Origin of the sequence: Amycolatopsis sp. NPDC050768 (genome assembly GCF_040654155.1) — a bacterium.
Classification (GTDB): domain Bacteria; phylum Actinomycetota; class Actinomycetes; order Mycobacteriales; family Pseudonocardiaceae; genus Amycolatopsis.
On record NZ_JBFAHL010000014.1, the window covers coordinates 34,953 to 52,861 of the forward strand.

The window sequence follows — 17,909 nt, forward strand, 5'->3', positions numbered from 1 at the left end:
CTTGATGCTGGTGGTGCTGTGCCTGGACGCGCTGCTGCTGGCGCTGATTGAAGTGTTCTTCCTGCCGCTGCGCGTCGGCACGCTTGGGGAGGTGCCGCTGCCGCTGACGGTGCTCGTCGGCGTGGTCACCACGCCGTGGCTGGTGCTGACGACCGCGAAGCTCGTGCGCCCAGGGTTGTCGTGGGTGCCGCTCGTGGTGTGGGTGGTCGTGGTGTTCGTCATCGGCTTGGCCGGACCCGGCGGCGATCTCGTGCTCGTTCAGGACTGGCGGGCGATCCTGCTGCTCGGCGCGAGCGCGCTGCCGGCGGCGCTCGTGCTCGGCGGCGGGCTCGGCCGCGCGGCCTCGGCGAAGGGCAAGCTCCGTGGCTGAGCCCATTTCGGACCGTCAGGTCGTGGCGGTGCTGCGTCCGTTCGTCCGGGCCTGCGCGCCGATGCTCGACGCGCTGCGCGAGTCGGACCCGTTCGGCCTGCGGGCGCGGGCCCGCAAGACCGAGGCGGCCGAGGAGTTCGGCGACGACGGTTTCAAAGAGAAGGTGCTCGGCGCGCTCACGTCGGTGAAGGTCCCCGGCACCGCCGCGTGGGCCCGCATGGACATCGACGAGCGCTGCGGCTGGTGGGTCAACCGGGTCGGCCGGTTCACGGCGGCGCTCACCTCGATCCCGGGCCTTGGCGGCGCGCTCGCCGACCGGCTGCCGGTGCAGGACACGCTCGGCGCGGCGTCACAGGGGCTGCTGCTGTGCGCCATCGCGGGGGAGTACGGCGTGACCGACGTCGGCAGCCGGGTGCGGCTGATCGCGTCGGTGCTGTTCGAACGAGACATCGACCCGGTGCTCGCCGCGGGCAAGCCGGCCGACGAGTCCGCAGAGGACAGTGCGGCCGCGCAGCTCACCGAAGAACTGACGGAATCCGAACGCGCCCACGGCAAGGTGACGGTGAAGGCCGTCGCCGGGACACTGTGGCGGCTCGGCCGGTCACTGTGGGGGATCACCGACGAGCTGGAGAAGCGCCCGCGAGGCCGCTTCTACCACCGGGCGCTCGGGCTGGTTCCGGTGGTCGGCGCGGCGGGCGACTACCTCGGCGAGCGCTGGGGGCTCAAGCAGATCTGGAAGCGCGCGCACGGGTGGCTGATGGCCAACTCGCACTGGGCTTCTTTTTCTTGAGCTCAACCGCCTGAACCCTGAGCCGGACCGCGGCCGTCAGCGCCAGAAGAGGAACGCCGACTGCCCGAACTGCGCGGCCAGGCCGCTGCCGCCGAACGCGTCGAAGATCAGGCCCGCGACGTACCAGAGCGCGTCGGACAGCGGGCGGAACGCGAAGAACAACGCGAAGAGCACCAGCGGCGCCCACGGCCGCACGCGTGCGCCGAACGCCCGCGCCTGCGGTGAAAGGTACGGCTCGATCGCGCCCCAGCCGTCGAGGCCGGGGATGGGCAGGATGTTGATCAGGAACGTCATCACCTGCAGCAGCGCCAGGTAGGACAGACCGAAGAACAGGCCGGTCGACATCGGCACCAGCGCCACCACGAGGCACAGCGCGGCGCCCACCCCGAGGTTCGACAGCGGGCCGGCGAGCGAGACCCACGACGACGTCGCGCGGTTGCGCAGCGCGCCGCGGTTGATCCACACCGCGCCGCCGGGCAACGGGATGCCGCCGATGAGGAGGAAGATCAGCGGGAGCAGGATCGACAGGACGGGGTCGGTGTAGCGCCGCACGTCCAGGGTGAGGTAGCCCTTCTGGGCGACCCCGGCGTCGCCGCCGCGATAGGCCACGAAGGCGTGGCCGAACTCGTGCAGGGTCAGCGAAGCGATCCATCCGCCGGCCACGAGGAGTACGACACCGGTGACGTAGAGCGGGTCCTTGTCACCCGTCAGACTCAGTGAATCACCGTACGCGGCCAGGATTCCGCCGAGGACGGCGACCGCGAGGATGCCGATGAAGACCGGGCTGGGCCGCACTGCTGATCTCTGCACTCCACCAGTCTTCCGTATGCCCGGTGTGAAGTCTTCGGCGTGTCCCCTTGCGCAACGCGCGAGAGGTATCCCCCGAACTCGCTACTCCGCTTGACCTGACCGCACTACACGGGTGTAATCACAGTGATGTCATTCGCTGTCGAGAGGGGACAGCGGATGACGTTTCACCACCGCCAGCCTGGGGAGTGCGTAGGAGCGAGGAGGCGGACGTGCGGTTGGAAGCGGAAGGCTCGAGGACCGACTCGAGGCCTGAAAAGAGGGAGTGGGGGCACGTCGTGGGTTGGGGCGAGAACCCTGAGCAGGAGCTGGGGGATCTGACCGACCTCTTCGATGCCACCGAGGAGGAACAGGATTGGCAGGAGCGCGCCTTGTGCGCGCAGACGGACCCCGAGGCGTTCTTCCCCGAGAAGGGCGGCTCGACCCGCGAAGCCAAGCGGATCTGCCTCGGCTGCGAGGTCAAGGACGAGTGCCTGGAGTACGCCCTGGCGCATGACGAGCGCTTCGGCATCTGGGGTGGTCTGTCCGAACGCGAGCGGCGGAAGCTGAAAAAGCGAGCGATCTAACGCTTGCTCGGGGGTGCGGTGTGTTCGCGGAAAGCGCGAACCACGTCGCGCGTCAGTGTCTTCTGGGGGTGCAACCCCCAGACCCCGCCCGAGGGCAAGCCCCCGGACCCCCGACTGTGGTCGCCTTTCGAGTTCGGCGTGTGCTGCGGGCTTGACTGGTTTTGCGAGGGGTGAGGTGGGTCCGTGCGCGGCACGGGCCCTCTCGCTTTCGTGGCGTTTTTGCTGGTATAGCACCGGATTAGGCTGGCGGGCGCCCGCGTGTGGCCGGGTTGCGCCCGACGTGGGGCAAGTTCGCGACCACGGTTTTCGATCTTCGGCGAAACTTCGAGGTTTGGGCGCGCAACCGCGTGGGTAGCCAGGCGTCAATGGAGTGTGCGTGGGGAACTTGCCGCTGTGGCGGGGTTTCGGCGCGGATCAATCCCAGCCTGGCGGTGGGGATCGAAGTGGGCGACGACGGTAGTTGTGCCGTCGTCGTGTGTCGCATGTGGTCGGTGCGTCCCGAGGCGTGGACGCGTGTGGTGGAGACGTCAGTGTGATCCACACGGCGTTCGGCGCGAAACGTTCGACGCCGCGACGGCGAAAAGGTGGGTGCGGGTCCGGCGCCGCGTGCGCGGGTCAAGCCGTAGGGTGACCGCACCCGCCCGCAGCCTGACCAGGAGTGGTTGTTGACCCGCACCGTCGCACCGTCGCTCGTGAGGACGCTGCCCGTTCTGGCCATTGTGGTCTGTCACGACGGCGAAGAGTGGCTGCCGCTGGCGCTTTCTTCCTTGCGGCGCAGCACGGTCCGGCCGCGGCACGTGCTCGCGGTCGACACCGGGTCCACCGACTTGACCGCGAAGCTGCTCGCCGAGGCGGCCGAGCCCGGCGGGGTCGCGGCGGGGCCCGATTCGCAGCCGGTGCTGTCCGGCGTCATCACTCTTTCGAGTGAAATTGGCTTCGCTGCGGCGATCGCGGCCGCCGTGGCCCACGCGGTGGAACGGTGGGGCGACCCGGGTGCGTGGCTGTGGCTGCTGCACGACGACTGCGCGCCCGAACCCGACTGCCTCGAGGAGCTCCTGCAGGCCGCCGAAGCGGCGCCGTCGGCGAAGGTGCTCGGGCCGCTCGGGCTCGACTGGGCCGAGCCACGCCTGATCGTGGAGGCGGGGCTGTCCACGGACGCGTCCGGACACCGCCAGCAGATGGCCGCGCCCGGCGACGAGCCCGGTGAGGTGCTCGCCGTGCCGAGCGCGGGATCGTTGGTGCAGCGCGAACTCTGGGACGCCCTCGGCGGCTTCGACGAGGACTTCTCCTTGCTGCGCGAGGATCTCGACTTCGGCTGGCGCGCCAACGCCACCGGCGCGCTCGTGCTCTCGGTGCCCGCGGCCCGCGTCCGCCACGCACGCGCCCTCTCGACCGGCCGGCGCGCGCCCGACGCGGCGGGCCGCTCGCTCGCGGCCGTGAACCGCGCGCACGGGCTGCGCGTGTTCCTCGTGAACTGCTCGCCGTTCTCGTTCTGGTTCGGACTCGTCCGGCTGCCCCTGCTCCTGCTGCTGCGCGTGCTCGTTTTCTTCGTCCTGAGGCGCGCTCCCGAAGCGCGCGCAGAACTCTCCGCGCTCGCCTACCTCACGGGCGGCCGCGGAAAACTCCGGGCAGCGCGGGCGAACCGGCGGGAATCACCGCGTCCCGGCACGGTGCGGGGATTGTTCGTCGGCCGGTACACGCGGCTGCGCAACGCCCTACGCGCCGGCGTCGTCGGGCTCGTGCGCCGTGGCGTCGAGAGCGACGTCGCGCTCGGCACGGTCCCCGAAGGCCTCACCGAGGAGCCGGCCTGGATCGCGCCGGAAGCGCTCGGCGCCGCCGATCGCCGGCCCGTCGGACCCGAAGCTTTGCCCGCAGGAGCCTTGCGCGGCTTGAGTTCCCGTGGTTCGGGGTTGCGCCGGCCGGGCACGGGCACGGTCGTGGCCGTCGCCGTGCCGCCGGAACAAGACACAGCGCTGGAACAAGACACAGCGCCGGAACGCGAGGAAGTGCCGGAGGAAACCGTCGTCGAGCCCGGCGACGGCCCGAAGCCCTCACCCACACCGCGACCGGCGCCGGCCCGTGAACCCGGACTCGTCTTCGTCGAGGTGAACCGCCGCCGAGTGCTGGCCGCGACGATCTTCGCCCCGCCCGTGGTCCTCGTCGTGGTGCTGACGGCCCTGGCCTTCGTGGTCAACCGCGGCCGCCTCGGTCTGGACCTCTCCGGCGGCGGGCTGCTGCCCGTCGGCGGTCTCGGCGATATCTGGTCCACCTACCTCGCGCCGTGGCACGCGGTCGCGGGCGGCACCGGCGCGCCCGCCCCCGCGACGCTGCCCGTGCTCGGCACCATCGGCGCGATCTTCGCGCCCCTGGGCGGCCCGGCCGCGCTCGTGGCGATCCTGCTCATCGGCGACATCCCGCTCGCCGCGCTGAGCGCGTACGCGGCCACGCGCAAGCTGCCCGTGCGCCGCTGGGTGCGCGCGGTCGTCGCGGCGACGTACGCGCTGCTGCCCGCCGCCACCGCGTCGGTCGCGCAGGGGCGCCTCGACGTCGTGGTGGTCCACCTCGTGCTGCCGCTCGTCGTCGCCGGGATCGCGCGGTTGCTCACGCGCCCCGGCACACGCTGGCTGCACGTGTCGGCGCTCTCGGCCTTCGGCGTCGCGGTGCTCGGCGCGTTCTCGCCGCTCGCGCACGCCCTCGCGCTCGTGGGCCTGTTGCTCGGCTTCGTGGTCCTGCCGGCGCCGACGGGGCTCGCGCGCCGCGCGGCGTCGGTCGGGATCGTGGTGATCCTGCCGCTCGTGCTGCTCCTGCCGTGGCCGACGGTGCTGCTCAAATACCCCGAACTGCTCCTGCACGGTCTCGGCGGTCCCGCCGCGCCCGCGTCCGGCGCGGACCTGGCCGGGCTGACGCCGGGTGGCCCGGGTGCGTGGCCCATCGGTGTCGGGGTGCTGGCGGCCACGCTCGTCGCGCTCGTGGTCCGGCCGACGAAGCAGGTGGCCGGCGGCCTCGCACTCGCCGTGCTCGGTGTCGCCGCGGTGGTGCTCGTGCGGCAGGTTCCGGTGACACCGATGCAGGGCGGTCCCGCCGCCACCGGCTACACGGGCGTGCCGCTGCTGGTCGTCGGCGCCGGGCTGCTGTGGGCGGTCCTCGCGACCTGGCAACGCGGCGGCTCGGCGAGTGTGCCCGCGCCGTGGCTGCCCAAGGTCGCGGGTGTCGCCGGGGTGGTGGTGCTGATCGCGTTGGGCGTCAGCGCCGTCGGCACCGGCCACAACGGCCCGCTCACCGCCCAGCCGCGCCCCGCCCTCGCGCCCGAGGTGGCCGCCGACCTCGTCGGCAGCGGCCGCGCGGTGCTCGACCTGGGTCAGCTCACCCGGCAGACCGGCGGCCGGCTCGCCGTCTTCGGCGACGACCAGCTCGCCCCGACCCCGGGCACGCCCGAGCGGCTCGCGAACTGGCGCCGCGACCTGCTCACGGGCGACGCCAACGCGGTCAAATCAGCCGTCGCGGCGGCCGCGGTGTCCGGCGTCGAGTACGTGATCCTCCCGCCCGGCAGCAATCCGCAGGCCCTCGTCTCGCTCGCCGGTGAACTCGTCGCGCCGGCGGCTCCGATGTCCGACGGCCGGCCCGTGGTGAGGCTCCTGCCGAAGGCCGGTGAGGTCACGCTGATCTCCCCGGAGCTGGCCAAGGCGGCCGTCACAGGCGGCGGCGCGCCCGGCGCGTCGCCCGGGGTCTCACCCGTGGACGCGCGGCTGCCCGACGTCCGCGTGCGCGCCTCCGACGGCCCGACCGGCCGGCTGCTGGTGCTGGCCGCCGAGCAGGAGGCCGGCTGGACGGCGAGCGTGAACGGCAAGGCCGTGCCGATCGTGCCCGCGTGGGGTCACCAGGTCGCGGTGTCGATCCCGCCGCAGTCATCGGAGGTTTCGCTCGCGTTCCCGGGCACCGAGCGCGGCCTGCTGCTGCTCGCCCAGCTCGCCGCGGTGCTCTTCACTGCGCTCACCGCGGTGCCCTCACGCCGCCGCGCCCCTCGCCCCTGAACCGAGCCGCCGTGCAGCAGAGCCGGGAGGTCGGGCAGCGGAACCGGACCATCTACGACGGGGCACCAGCCCCCACCGACTCAATCGCCTTCGATCACGTCCGGTTCGACGCCGAGGTAGCCCGCGACCTGCTCCACCAGCACGTCGTGCACGAGCTCCGCCAGCTCACCCGGGTCCTTGGCGCGCGCCTCGAGCGGCCGCCGGTAGAGCACGATCCGCGCGCGAGTCGGCAGCCCCGCTCGGTCGACCCCGGCCGGGACCAGGCGTGACAAGGGCACGGAGCCGTCGTGGAGCACGCCTTCGGCCGGCGCGCGGCCGTCCGGGCGGACCTCGGGGACCTCGTCCACCGCCACGTCGAGCTTGGTCAGCTCGTGGCGCCAGCGCGCTTCGATCGGTTCGAGCGCGTCGAGCACGAGCGCGTCGAACTTCTCCGCCCGGCTCGCGGCGGCGGGCAGGGACGCGGGGTAGAGCGCTCCGCGCAGGCCCCGGCCGTGCCGGTCCCTCCGCATTCGCTGCCGCTGTCGGTAATCACGAGCCGTTGCCACCGCGCAAGTCTATGCGGTCGCCGGGGTCACGCGCGTGTCGCCGGGGCCCCCTTGCGGCGACGCGCTATCGTTCTGGATCGTGCGGAGCGTACGGAAATGTTCGCGAACGGGTTGTCCAGAGCCCGCTGTCGCCACGCTCACGTATGCGTACAGCGATTCCACCGCCGTCGTCGGTCCCCTCGCCACCGCCTCTGAGCCGCATTCGTACGACCTGTGCGAGGCCCACGCGCTGCGGCTGACCGTGCCGAAGGGCTGGGAAGTCGTGCGCCACGAGGGCACGTTCGCCACTCCTGAGCAGTCGGCCGACGAGCTGACCGCGCTGGCCGAGGCCGTCCGCGAGGCGGGCCGCTCGGACCGGCCGGCGCCGCCGCCCGAGCCGGAGGGCCCGTCCGGCAGGCGCGGCCACCTCCGCGTGCTCCCCGGGCGCGCCTGAGCACCGCTCCCGCCGGTAGGCTTTCCGCGCGGCGCGACCGGCGCCGCGACGAGAAACTGACGGCGGGGAGACGGCGTGCCAGATCTTTCGGGCATCGTGAAGGCCTACGACATCCGCGGCGTGGTCGGCGAACAGCTCGACGCGTCACTGGTACGCGACTTCGGTGCCGCGTTCGCGCTGCTCATCAAGGCCGAGTCGCCCTCGGTGGTGATCGGCCACGACATGCGTGACTCGTCCCCGCAGCTGTCGGCGGCGTTCGCCGAAGGCGTGACCTCGCAGGGTCTCGACGTCGTGTCGATCGGCCTGTGCAGCACGGACGAGCTGTACTTCGCCTCCGGCTCGCTGAACATGCCGGGCGCGATGTTCACCGCCAGCCACAACCCCGCGAAGTACAACGGCATCAAGATGTGCCGCGCGGGCGCCAGCCCCGTCGGGCAGGACACCGGGCTCACGGAGATCCGCGACACCGTCGAGCAGGGCGTGCCCGAGTTCGAGGGCAAGACCGGCAGCGTGAGCGAGCGCGACGTGCTGGGCGACTACGCCGCCTACCTGCGCAACCTCGTCGACCTCACGCACTCGCGGCCGCTGAAGATCGTGGTCGATGCCGGCAACGGCATGGGCGGCCACACCGTGCCCACGGTCTTCGCCGGGCTGCCGATCGAGATCGTGCCGATGTACTTCGAGCTCGACGGCACCTTCCCGAACCACGAGGCCAACCCGCTGGACCCGGCCAACATCGTCGACCTGCAGGCCAAGGTCCGCGAGGTCGGCGCCGACGCCGGCGTGGCCTTCGACGGCGACGCCGACCGCTGCTTCGTGGTCGACGAGCGCGGCGAGCCCGTTTCGCCGAGCGCGATCACGGCGCTGGTCGCCGTGCGCGAACTGGCCAAGGAGCCGGGCGGCACGGTCATCCACAACCTGATCACGTCGAAGGGCGTGCCGGAGATCGTCTCCGAGCACGGCGGCAAGCCCATGCGCACGCGCGTGGGCCACTCGTTCATCAAGGCGGAGATGGCCCGCACCGGCGCGATCTTCGGCGGCGAGCACTCGGCGCACTACTATTTCCGCGACTTCTGGCGCGCCGACACCGGCATGCTGGCCGCGCTGCACGTGCTCGCGGCGCTGGGCGAGCAGGACGGCCCGCTGTCCGCGCTCACGCAGGACTTCTCGCGCTACGCGGCCTCGGGTGAGATCAACTCGACCGTGTCCGACCAGGTCGCGCGCATGCTCGCCGTGAAGGACGCGTATGCGGACAAGTCGGGCGTCGAGATCGACGAGCTCGACGGCCTGACCGTGCAGCTCCCGGGCGGCGCGTGGTTCAACCTGCGCCCGTCGAACACCGAGCCGCTGCTGCGGCTCAACGTCGAGGCCGCCGACCGCGCCGCCGTCGAGGCGCTGACCGACGATGTACTGGCAATTGTCCGAGGCTGAGCAAGCCACGCTGATGGGGACCGACCGAGGCGAACTGTGTCCGGAAGGTGCCGTTGCGACCCACCTACGCGTGGTATGGAGGAACCATGGCCATCACGCTTGACGCCCAGCTGCTCGAGATCCTCGCGTGCCCGTCGCCGGATCACGCACCGCTGCGTCCCGGCACGCCGGGCGACGCGGATGCCGAAGCGCTGACCTGTACCGAGTGCGGCCGGGTGTACCCGGTCCGTGACGGGATTCCCGTGCTGCTTCTCGACGAAGCGGTACTCAGTGGTGACCACACTCCCGGTGAGCCGGATGACAGCCATGCCGACAGTGCTTGACGATTCGCTGCTCGACGACCCCGCGCGCCTGGCCGAGGCCGACAGCGGGGGGCTGCTGCGTGCCGCCGCCATGGCCGGGGCGCAGGTGCGGGCCACCGCCGAGGCCGCGGCCGAGCTGGAGCTGAGCGACCGGCTCGACCTGGGGCGCCCGCGTTCGCTGGTGCTCATCGACCGGCCCGGGGTCAGCCGCACGCTCACGCGCCTGCTGGCTGCGCTGCTCGCGCCCGCGTGCCCGGTGCCGGTGGTGGTGGCCGAGACGGTGCCGTCGTGGATCGGTGCGCTCGACGTGGTCTTCGCGCACACCGACGACGCCGGTGACCGCGAGCTGGCCGCGTCGCTGGAGCGCGCGGCCCGCTTCGGCGCGACGGTGGTGCTCTCCGCGCCGGCCGAGGGCCCCGTCGCCGCTTCGGTGGCCGGCAAGGGCGTGCTGCTCGCGCCGCGCATCCTCGTGCCGCCCGAGCTCGCGTTCCCGCGCGGGCTCGCGGCCGGGCTGCTCACGGCCAATGCGCTGGGCCTGCTGGTGGCCGACGTCCGGACGCTGGCCGACCAGCTCGACCTCGAGGCCGAGAAGGACTACCTCGCGCGCGAGTCGTTCGCGAACCCGGCCAAGGCGCTCGCGCTGAGGGTCGCCGACCGCGTGCCGCTGCTGTGGGGTCTCGACCCCGTGGCGGTGGCCGTCGCCGAGCACGCGGCGCACGCTTTCGGGGCTCACGCGGGCATGGTGTGCGACGCGGAGGACTACCGGCAGGCGCTCGCGCGGCCCGCTCTTCGCCGATTGGTGCAATCGGGCGGCCAAGAGCGTGACATCTTCGCCGATCCGGACGACTCACCCGGTGGAACCGCCACGAGGGTGCTGTTGCTCTCGGTGCGGACCGGGCCCGCCGCCGAGGCGGCCCGCTTCCAGGCCGAGGAGTTCCTCCCGGACGTGGACGTGATCGCCCCCGCGGAGGAGTTCGAAGCGGACGAGATCGTCCGGGCCGCGGTGCTCGCGCTGCGGTTCGAGCTCGCCGCGGTGTACCTCGGGCTCGCGGCGGGCCGCATCGGTGGCGCCGGGAGGTATGAGCCGGCCACCGCTTGACGGCTCACGGGATCAGGGGGAGGAAGTGCGGACGGGCGCCGTGGGGACGGCACCGCCTGCACGACATCGGCTCCGGCCGATGGGAAGGATTGGGAGTTGAGGTGACAGTGGAGCTGTTGCGCAACGCCGTACGGCCCTACGCGTGGGGATCGCGCACCGCGATCCCGAAGCTGCAGGGACGTCCGGTGCCGGCGCCGCACCCCGAGGCCGAGCTGTGGATGGGTGCCCACCCGGGCGACCCGTCCCGCGTGCTCGCCCCGGACGGCACCGAACGGAGCCTGCTGGAGCTCGTGGACGCCGATCCGGTCGGCCAGCTCGGCGAACGCTGCGCGAAGCGCTGGGGCGGCCGCCTGCCGTTCCTGCTGAAGATCCTGGCGGCCGAGGAGCCGCTGTCGATGCAGGCGCACCCGTCGGCCGCACAGGCCGCCGAGGGGCACGAACGCGAGGAGCGCCTCGGCATCCCGCGCGACGCGCCCAACCGCAACTACCCGGACCCGACCGCGAAACCCGAGCTCGTCTGCGCGCTCACGGAGTTCCACGCGCTGGCCGGGTTCCGCGACCCGCAGCGCACGGTGAAACTGCTCAAGGCCGTCGAGACGCCGGGGCTGGCGAAGTACACCGGACTGCTCGAAGCCCAGCCGGACCCGGCGGGGCTGCGTGCGCTGTTCACCACGTGGATCACGCTGCCGCAGGCCTCGCTCGACGAGCTGCTGCCCGAGGTCCTCGACGCGTGCGTGCGCCACATCGCCGACCACGGCGAGTTCGGCGTGGAGTGCCGGACCATCCTGGAGCTGGGCGAAGCGCACCCGCGTGACGCCGGCGTGCTGGCCGCGCTGCTGCTCAACCGCCTCACGCTGCGCGCGGGCGAGGCGATCTACCTGCCGGCCGGCAACCTGCACCTCTACCTGTCCGGCACCGCCGTGGAGATCCTGGCCAACTCCGACAACATCCTGCGCTGCGGCCTCACGCCCAAGCACGTGGACGTGCCGGAGCTGCTGCGTGTGGTCGACTTCGCGTGCGGCGAGATGCCGGTGCAGCAAGGCGAATGCGCGGGTCAGCGCATGGCCGTCTACCACACGGACGCGCCGGAGTTCGAGCTTTCGCGCGTGCGCTGGGAGGCCGACGACGACACCGAGCTCGTGGTCGACTGCACCGGCCCGCAGATCCTGCTCTGCACCGACGGCGACCTGCTTGTGACGGCCGACGACGGGGAGCAGGTCGAGCTGCTGCGCGGCCAGTCGGTGTGGCTCCCCGCGGCCGACCCGGCCGTCTCGGTTCGCCCGCTCGCGGGCCGGCCGGCCCAGCTGTTCCGCGCCACCGCCGGGACCTGCGAAGACTGAGTTCCGACGTTCCGTGAAGGGCACCTCGAGGGACTCCGGGTCCCGCAAGGTGCCCTTCACGGTTCGCGGGGTTCGAGCACAAAACGTTCACGTGGCCGAAGCGACGGCGTGATGATCGGTCCTCTAGGCTCCCGATCGGGCATTTCGGGAATCCATTGCGCAACAGGCAGGGGAGCACGCCGTGTCAGCAGGTGGCGGTACCAAGGCGATCATCGCGGCGCTCGCGGCCAACGCCGGGATCGCGGTGGCGAAGTTCGTCGGGTTCCTGGTCACGGGCTCGTCGTCGATGCTGGCGGAGTCGGTGCACTCGCTGGCCGACACGTCCAACCAGGGCCTGCTGCTGCTCGGGCAGAAGACGTCGCGCCGGCGCGCCACGAAGGAACACCCCTTCGGTTTCGGCCGGGAGCGGTACTTCTACTCGTTCATCGTCGCGCTGATGCTGTTCACGCTCGGTTCCGCGTTCGCGCTGTACGAGGGCATCCACAAGATCATCGAGCCCGAGCCGCTGGAATCGCCGATCGTGGCCGTGATCATCCTGCTGGTCGCGATCTGCCTGGAGGGCTACAGCTTCTACACCGCCATCGGCGAGTCGCGGAAGATCAAGGGCAACGCCGGCTGGTGGCGTTTCATCCGCCAGGCCAAGGAACCCGAGCTGCCGGTCGTGCTGCTGGAGGACACGGGCGCGCTCATCGGTCTGGTGTTCGCACTGCTCGGCGTCGGCCTGTCCACGCTCACCGGCCACCCGGTGTGGGACGGCATCGGGACCGTGATGATCGGCCTGCTGCTGGGCGTGATCGCGGTGATCCTCATCGTCGAGATGAAAAGCCTGCTCATCGGCGAGGGCGCGACCGACACCGATCTGGAGAAGATCGTCGACGAGCTGGCCGCCGGCAAGGTCGAGCGCGTGATCCACATCCGCACGCAGTACCTCGGCCCCGACGAGCTGCTCGTGGCCGCCAAGCTCGCGCTGGTGCCCGGGCTGGACACGTCCGAGGTCGCACTGGCCATCGACGACGCCGAGGCCCGCGTGCGCGCGAAGGTCCCCGTCGCATCGCTCATCTACCTCGAACCGGACCTCGACCGCGACGCGCGGTGATCAACTTCCACCGCGCCACTCCGGGTATGCCGCGTTAGGGTGATTCACCCAGTTTTGACGCAGGTCATCCGAGGAGGTCGCGGTGCCCGGGCACGGTTTGTGGCGCACGAAGTCGATCGAGCAGTCCATGGCGGACACCGACGAGCCCGATACCAAGCTCCGAAGAAACCTGGGCGCTTGGGATCTGACCGTGTTCGGCGTCGCGGTCGTCATCGGCGCGGGCATCTTCACGCTCACCGCGCGTACGGCGGGTGACTTCTCCGGCCCGTCAGTGTCGGTCGCGTTCGTGTGCGCCGCGATCGCGTGCGCGCTGGCGGCGCTGTGTTACGCCGAGTTCGCCTCGACCGTGCCGGTCGCGGGCAGCGCCTACACCTTCTCCTACGCCACGTTCGGCGAGTTCATGGCGTGGATCATCGGCTGGGACCTGATCCTGGAGCTGGCCGTCGGCGCGGCCGCCGTGTCGAAGGGCTGGTCGGTCTACCTCGAGACGGTGCTCGGCTACCTGTTCGGCGAGGGCGCCAAGACCACGTTCGACCTCGGCTGGGTCACCATCGACTGGGGTGCGCTCGTGGTCGTGGTCGCGCTGACGACGCTGCTGGCCATCGGTACGAAGCTGTCTTCGCGGTTCTCCATGGTGATCACGGGGATCAAGGTCGCCGTGGTGCTGTTCGTGATCATCCTCGGCGTCTTCTACATCAAGGGCGCGAACTACACGCCGTTCATCCCGGAGGCCAAGCCCGGCGGCCCGGGCGACAGTGGGGTCGACCAGTCGCTGTTCTCGGTGATCCTGGGTGGCGGCGGCAGCGTGTTCGGCATCTTCGGTCTGCTGGCCGGTGCGTCGCTGGTGTTCTTCGCGTTCATCGGGTTCGACATCGTGGCCACCACCGCGGAGGAGACGCGCAACCCGCAGAAGTCCGTGCCGCGCGGCATCTTCGGCTCGCTGGCCATCGTCACGGTGCTGTACGTGGCCGTGTCGCTCGTGGTCGTCGGCATGGTGCCCTACACCGACCTGGCGACCGAGGCGGGCGACGGCAGCCACAAGACGCTCGCCACGGCCTTCTCCGTCAACGGCGTCGACTGGGCCGCGAACATCATCTCCGTCGGCGCGCTGGCGGGCCTCACGACCGTGGTGATGGTGCTGATGCTCGGCCAGGTGCGGATCATCTTCGCGATGTCGCGCGACGGCCTCATGCCGCGCGGGCTGGCCAATACCGGCGGCCACGGCACCCCGAAGCGCGCGACGCTGCTCGTCGGCGGCCTGGTGGCCGTGGCGGCCACGTTCTTCCCGGCCGACAAGCTCGAGGAGATGGTGAACGTCGGCACGCTGTTCGCGTTCATCCTCGTGTCCGCGGGTGTGCTGGTGCTGCGCCGGACGCGACCGGACCTGCCGCGCGCGTTCCGCGTGCCGGCGGTGCCGCTGATCCCGATCCTGGCGATCCTCGCGTGCCTGTGGCTGATGCTGAATCTGACGGTGCTGACCTGGCTGCGGTTCATCGTCTGGATGGTCCTCGGGGTCGTCATCTACTTCGTCTACAGCCGGCGCCACTCGCTGCTCGGCAAGCGGATCGCCTCGGGTGAGGAACCGGCCGCGAAGTCCGCTTCGTCGGAATCTTCGGCGCCTACAGAGGACTGAACCACTGCTCGTCACGGCCCGTCGTCCCGCTCGGGGCGGCGGGCCTTTTCGCGCTCCTGACCTGGGGATTCGCCGGGGCGCGCGAAGGTTGCGTGGGGTTGCCGAGTTGTCACCTAAGTCAGAATGATCACGAGAAGGTCACCTCCGCGTCTCGGTTTGGATCACGCTCTCGAACGCAGGGTGAGCGGGTGAGCCGTTTGCGATACCGTCCGCTTCGGCTTCCCTCTGACGGGTTAATCACTCGTGTGTGATTCATACGGTAAGTGGTTTCGATCCTCACTGGGAGTGCACTGATCTTCGCTGTATATCCCCCGTTCGGTACAGGAGTTCTCTGAATGCCCACCATCACCAGACTGCGTGCGGGTTTCACGGTCACCGCGGTGGCCGGACTCGCCCTGCTGGGCACCGCGACGTCCGCCCTCGCGTGCACCTCCGACGACGGCCGCGCGAACCCGATCCAGGGCCACGCCCCCGACTGCTCCCAGATCAAGGGTGTCAGCGGCAAGAAGCTCGACCAGGGTGACTTCACGTTCACCGGCGGCGAGAAGAGCAAGTCGCTCAACATCACCGCCACCAAGGAAGGCGTCAAGGTCGAGGCGCTGGTCGTCGCCGGCGGCGACGACGGCTACGCGGTGTACGTCCCGGGCAAGAAGAACCTGACCCAGGACCTGCCCTGGAACAACCTCATCGCGCCGCACAACTACAACGGCAGCCAGCCGAAGATCGACAGCTGGTACGCCTGCGGCACCAAGACCGCGCCGGAGACGACGCAGCCGACCAAGCCGGCGGAGACCCCGACCACACAGCCGACCGAGGCCTCGTCGGTCCCGACCACGTCGCACGCCCCGACTGAGGCCCCGACCAGCACCACCGCTGTCGCCGCCGCCCCGGCCGGCAACGAGACCGGTGGCACCGGCGGCCAGCTCGCCAACACGGGCTTCGACAACGCGTGGCTGTTCTACATCGCCGCGGCGCTGCTCGTCGTCGGTGGTGGCCTGCTCGCGCTGCTGAAGTTCCGTCGCCGCAGCGCCAACTGATCTGCTTTTCGGGTTCCTGAAGCCGGAGGGGATCCTCGCCCGTTTGCCCACGGGTGGGGATCCCCTCCGGTCTTTTTGTTACAGGGGCAAGGGTTTTCAACGCGGGCGCGGCAGGTCGCCGAACAGTGAGCCCTGCTCGCCGAGCAGCCGCGAGCGTCCGTTCGGGCGGCCGAGCCCCGCGGCCATCGCCAGCGCCTGGTCCCATTCGGCGTCGGCCAGGTAGTCGGTGTGCTTGAGTACGCCCGGGGCCCAGCGGTGGCGGCCGTCGGGCGCGCGCAGCGGGTCGGGCAGCCAGTGGTCGCCGCCGAGCACGAGCACGCCGGACTCCTCGGGCGTCGCTTCGAGCGCGCCCGAGCCGCCTTCGGGCAGGTACCCGTCGCCGATGAGGTGGCGGCCGGAGACGTTGTGCCGCCAGGTTGTGACGCCGCCGCCGAAGATGTCCGTGCCGCGGCACAGTGCGCGCCAGCGGCCGTCGAGGTCGCCGAACAGCGTCGCGAGCGAATCCTGCGGCAGCACCGCGGGGAACGCGCGCTGGTAACCCCACTGCAGGGGCGACCCCGCGGTGAGCAGGCCGACGCGGTCGCGTTCCTCGGGCGTCAGCTCCGTGAACAGGCGCGCGGCCGTGAGCACGGTGAGCAGGCTGCCGAGGTTCTGTCCGGACAGGACCACGCGCGTCCCCGGTTCGGTGAGGTGTTCCTTCACGCGTTCGGCCAGTTCGGGCACGACCTTCAGCGCGTAACACGGCGGCACGGTCGGGTGCGCCGCGCGCGGCCAGAACGACACGAGGTCCGACAGCGCGCCGAGGTGCCGGTTGCGTTCCGGTGTGCGCGCAGCGGAGTAGACCACCCGCAGCAGGCCCGCCGCGAACGCGCCGAGCGCGAACACGCCGACGGCCGACACCGGTGTGAACCACGCGGGCCGCAGGTCGAAGCCGAAGCGCACGACCAGCAACGCGAGCCCGGCGACGCCGAGCCCGATGGCCACGATCATCGCCAGCTGGTGCAGGTGCCGGCGTTCCCACGCAGATCGGGCCCACGCGCGAGCTGCGACCTCCTCCTGCTTCGCGTCGGGCTGCACCAGCTCGACCAGCGCCGGGATCCCGCGGCGACGCCGGCGCAGCGGCACCGCGATCGCGTATCCGGCCACGGCGAGCACCGCGATCAACGCGAGCCCGGCGCCCCACAGCACGGTGATCAGCTCGTAGGTGTCGGGCAGCCGCAGCCCGCTCGTGCCCAGCAGCCGCCGGACGGCGATGCCCAGCCCGGCGCCGAAGCCACCGCCGAGCAAGCCCGCGAGAGTGACGACGGGAGCCGCCGCCCAGCCGCCGAGCCACGGACGCAGCCGTTTCGGCCGCGTCTTCCAGGTCGTTCGCGCGAGCAGCGCCATCGGCACGAGGGCCAGTGCGAACAGGACGGTGATCGCGACCAGCGCCGCGCCGAGTCCTTCGACCATGCCGTCGGTGCCGCGCAGGCCTCCATGCGCGGGCAGCGGCGCGGCGAGCACGGCCGCGAAAACCACCAGCGCCGCGGCGAAGGTCATCAGCGTGCGCCGGGCGATGCGTCCGGGGTCGCTCCCGATCGCCGCGCCGACGATCACCGCGACCACCAGCCCCAGCCCGCAGATCCAGCCGATCAACCGGGGCACGTCGTCGGGCACGTTCAGTGGTCCGCCGAGCAGCAGCAACGCGACGCAGGCCAGGGCCGCGACCGTGTGCGTCGCGGACATCCCGGGTGCCTCCGGGTCGGCGAGCAGCTGCAGCGGCGAGCCGCGCCGGGCGCGCGGTTCAGGAGCCTTGACCTGCCAGTTCGACGACGAGATCCGGTGCAGCAAGAGGATCACCGCGAACAGCACGGCGACGCCGATCGTCAGCCGCGCCGGGTCCGAGCGCAGCCACGACGGCACCCACAGCAGGCAACCGCTGCCCGGCGCGAGGCACTGTGTGGCGAACAGGTCGAGCGCGGTCGCGGCGACCTGCCCGATCAGCAGCATCGTGAGCAGCACGGCGACCACACGCAGCAACCCACGGCACAGCCCGCCGAGCCACCGGGCGCGGTGCACCGGCGGCAGCATCCAGAACGCGACGTTGGCCAGCGAGAACGGGAACAGCAGCGCCCACGTGGCCTTGGCGGCGCCGCCCGAGGTCATGCGGCTCCACAGGTATCCTTCGAGCGTGCGTGGGATGGACCGGCCCAGCGCGGGCACCATCGGACCGGGGGCCGGGCGCCGCAGCCGGTCCGCCGGGCGCACGACCCTGCCGATCCCGTCGCCGGCGACGTCGACGGTGGCCACGGCGTCCAGCAGCGTCTCGCCGCTCGTGCCCGCGAGTCCGGCCACCCTGAGCTCGACGATGCGGGTGTCGGGGCCGGGCAGCGGGGCGGGCACGGTAAGGGTCTCCTAAGCCGGTCGGGGGCACGTCAAGCCGACAACGG

General features: G+C 71.5%; 15 protein-coding genes. 12 read left to right on the forward strand and 3 right to left on the reverse strand.

Annotated elements, in window-relative coordinates; genetic code table 11:
• The first annotated feature begins 4 nt into the window (after positions 1 to 4).
• Positions 5 to 370, forward strand: coding sequence for a hypothetical protein (locus AB0H62_RS34080; RefSeq protein ID WP_220247104.1), 366 nt, complete (start codon positions 5 to 7; stop codon positions 368 to 370).
• The gene (locus AB0H62_RS34085) at positions 363 to 1,160 is read left to right on the forward strand and encodes a hypothetical protein (RefSeq protein ID WP_360590670.1); all 798 of its coding nucleotides are present in this window, start codon (positions 363 to 365) and stop codon (positions 1,158 to 1,160) included. The genes AB0H62_RS34080 and AB0H62_RS34085 overlap by 8 nt, the downstream gene beginning before the upstream one ends.
• 36 nt (positions 1,161 to 1,196) lie before the next feature.
• Here AB0H62_RS34085 and AB0H62_RS34090 read toward each other — a convergent pair whose 3' ends face one another.
• Positions 1,197 to 1,955, reverse strand: a complete 759-nt coding sequence (locus AB0H62_RS34090; RefSeq protein ID WP_220247103.1) for a site-2 protease family protein — start codon at positions 1,953 to 1,955, stop codon at positions 1,197 to 1,199.
• Between the two features lie 320 nt (positions 1,956 to 2,275).
• Between AB0H62_RS34090 and AB0H62_RS34095 the strand changes: the two genes are divergently transcribed.
• Together AB0H62_RS34095 and AB0H62_RS34100 are read left to right on the forward strand one after the other, a co-directional pair.
• Complete coding sequence (locus tag AB0H62_RS34095) at positions 2,276 to 2,533, forward strand: WhiB family transcriptional regulator (protein WP_220247102.1); 258 nt, start codon at positions 2,276 to 2,278, stop codon at positions 2,531 to 2,533.
• Positions 2,534 to 3,198: 665 nt separating this feature from the next.
• Complete coding sequence (locus AB0H62_RS34100; RefSeq protein ID WP_220244054.1) at positions 3,199 to 6,564, forward strand: glycosyltransferase family 2 protein; 3,366 nt, start codon at positions 3,199 to 3,201, stop codon at positions 6,562 to 6,564.
• 80 nt (positions 6,565 to 6,644) lie between these two features.
• Here the strand turns inward: AB0H62_RS34100 and AB0H62_RS34105 are convergent, their stop codons facing one another.
• Positions 6,645 to 7,073, reverse strand: a complete 429-nt coding sequence (locus tag AB0H62_RS34105; RefSeq protein WP_220244053.1) for a metallopeptidase family protein — start codon at positions 7,071 to 7,073, stop codon at positions 6,645 to 6,647.
• A gap of 115 nt (positions 7,074 to 7,188) precedes the next feature.
• On the opposite strand from AB0H62_RS34105, the gene AB0H62_RS34110 reads away from it, so the two are divergent.
• The 8 genes from AB0H62_RS34110 (at position 7,189) to AB0H62_RS34145 (ending at position 15,480) form a co-directional block, all read left to right on the forward strand.
• Positions 7,189 to 7,542, forward strand: a complete 354-nt coding sequence (locus AB0H62_RS34110) for a DUF3499 domain-containing protein (protein WP_204093559.1) — start codon at positions 7,189 to 7,191, stop codon at positions 7,540 to 7,542.
• A 75-nt stretch (positions 7,543 to 7,617) separates the two neighbouring features.
• Positions 7,618 to 8,973, forward strand: coding sequence for a phosphomannomutase/phosphoglucomutase (locus AB0H62_RS34115; RefSeq protein ID WP_354864517.1), 1,356 nt, complete (start codon positions 7,618 to 7,620; stop codon positions 8,971 to 8,973).
• An 86-nt stretch (positions 8,974 to 9,059) separates the two neighbouring features.
• Positions 9,060 to 9,296: a Trm112 family protein gene (locus tag AB0H62_RS34120; RefSeq protein WP_360590673.1), complete on the forward strand. Its 237-nt coding sequence runs from the start codon at positions 9,060 to 9,062 to the stop codon at positions 9,294 to 9,296.
• On the forward strand, positions 9,280 to 10,374 hold the full coding sequence (locus tag AB0H62_RS34125) for an SIS domain-containing protein (protein ID WP_220244050.1): 1,095 nt from the start codon (positions 9,280 to 9,282) through the stop codon (positions 10,372 to 10,374). The genes AB0H62_RS34120 and AB0H62_RS34125 overlap by 17 nt, the downstream gene beginning before the upstream one ends.
• Positions 10,375 to 10,481: 107 nt before the next feature.
• The gene (manA, locus tag AB0H62_RS34130) at positions 10,482 to 11,714 is read left to right on the forward strand and encodes a mannose-6-phosphate isomerase, class I (RefSeq protein ID WP_220247101.1); all 1,233 of its coding nucleotides are present in this window, start codon (positions 10,482 to 10,484) and stop codon (positions 11,712 to 11,714) included.
• A 181-nt stretch (positions 11,715 to 11,895) separates the two neighbouring features.
• Entirely contained in the window at positions 11,896 to 12,810 is a 915-nt protein-coding gene (locus AB0H62_RS34135) for a cation diffusion facilitator family transporter (protein ID WP_220244049.1), read from the forward strand.
• A gap of 82 nt (positions 12,811 to 12,892) precedes the next feature.
• Complete coding sequence (locus tag AB0H62_RS34140; RefSeq protein ID WP_220244048.1) at positions 12,893 to 14,443, forward strand: amino acid permease; 1,551 nt, start codon at positions 12,893 to 12,895, stop codon at positions 14,441 to 14,443.
• Between the two features lie 335 nt (positions 14,444 to 14,778).
• Complete coding sequence (locus tag AB0H62_RS34145) at positions 14,779 to 15,480, forward strand: LPXTG cell wall anchor domain-containing protein (protein ID WP_220244047.1); 702 nt, start codon at positions 14,779 to 14,781, stop codon at positions 15,478 to 15,480.
• Positions 15,481 to 15,576: 96 nt separating this feature from the next.
• On the opposite strand, the gene AB0H62_RS34150 is transcribed toward AB0H62_RS34145, so the two are convergent.
• Positions 15,577 to 17,850 (reverse strand): hypothetical protein, encoded by a 2,274-nt coding sequence (locus AB0H62_RS34150; RefSeq protein ID WP_360590912.1) that lies wholly within the window; start codon positions 17,848 to 17,850, stop codon positions 15,577 to 15,579.
• Positions 17,851 to 17,909: the final 59 nt, after the last annotated feature.